We start from the raw sequence: 1,000 nt of genomic DNA, 5'->3' as shown, positions 1-1,000 counted from the left end.
GGTGCGGAGGGGCGTGGGGTGGGCTCCGGGAAGGGCGGTGAGGAGCGGAGCCGCACGCCGCTCCGGTTCGCCCGCCGCGCCGCGTCGGAGTGCCCACCGCGCCGCTCAAGACCGCCGGACGCCCGTCAGGGCGAGGCCCGCGGCGGCCGCCGCGACGGCGAGCGCAGCCGTGCCGACGCCGTACCCCAGGCCGGCCCGGCGAGCGTCGCGACCGGCACGACGCCCAACGGGGGCAGTGCGGCGCCGATCGCGGCGCGGGCAGCCGTGCCGACGGCTCCGCCCGCCGCGACGAGGAGGATCGCGGAGGGGCGCAGGTGGAGGGGTCGCGTCACTCCGCGAGGTCCCAGGGCGCCGGGCGCGACGGGTCGCGGTCGGCGCGCGGGACGACGAGCACGGGGCGGTGCTGGCGGTGCGCGAGGTGGGCGGCGACGCTCCCGCTGAGGAACTCGGCGATGCTCGCGAGCACGCCCGCGTCGCGGGTGCCGACCACGATCATCCGCGCGTCGACCTCCTCGGCGACCTCGGCGAGCGTCAGGGCGGGCTCGCCCCGCGCCGCGCGCAGCGACCACTGCACGGTGCTGCCGTCCAGCTCGTGCTCGACCGTCTCGCGGAGCCCGGGCGGGAGGGACGGGCCCTCGCCGCGGTCGGCCGCGGCGCCGACGAAGCCGAGCGGGATGCCGCCGGTCATCGGATCGACGTACTCGCCGACGAGGTACGGATCGGCCGAGACCGACACGAGCAGCAGGGCGGCTCCGGCGTCGGCGGCGACGCGGGCGGCGGTGCGCAGGACCTCGGGTCGCTGGCCGTCGACGATGCCGACGAGGACGGGCCCGGTGGGGGTGGGTGCGGTCATGAGGAGCTCCTTCCCGGTTGCGCCCCATCCTGGCACCGCACGGGCGCGAGCGGTCGGAGCATCCGTGCCGGATCCGTCGTGATCGTTCCGTCATGCGCGGGCCTCGGGCTAGAGTGGCTCGTCGCCGGATCCCCACCGGCCCCCGAC

General features: G+C 78.2%; 2 protein-coding genes. Both read right to left on the bottom strand.

Annotated features, from left to right (window positions below):
- Positions 1 to 125: 125 nt before the first annotated feature.
- A complete protein-coding gene (locus tag C5C57_RS17510; RefSeq protein ID WP_104247674.1) occupies positions 126 to 332 on the bottom strand; it encodes a hypothetical protein in 207 nt (68 codons plus the stop codon).
- Positions 329 to 853, bottom strand: a complete 525-nt coding sequence (locus tag C5C57_RS17505) for a universal stress protein (protein WP_104247675.1) — start codon at positions 851 to 853, stop codon at positions 329 to 331. Before C5C57_RS17505 ends, C5C57_RS17510 begins: the two co-directional genes overlap by 4 nt.
- Positions 854 to 1,000 lie beyond the last annotated feature (147 nt).

Source organism: Rathayibacter sp. AY1C5, from assembly GCF_002931705.1.
Taxonomy (GTDB): Bacteria; Actinomycetota; Actinomycetes; order Actinomycetales; family Microbacteriaceae; genus Rathayibacter.
The sequence above is the reverse complement of the archived record's forward strand: the minus strand, read 5'-3'. Positions and strand labels throughout refer to the sequence as shown.

Excerpts from the sequence above, each read along its gene's own strand:
- C5C57_RS17505 (WP_104247675.1), bottom strand. The coding sequence starts at position 853 with ATGACCGCACCCACCCCCACCGGGCCCGTCCTCGTCGGCATCGTCGAC.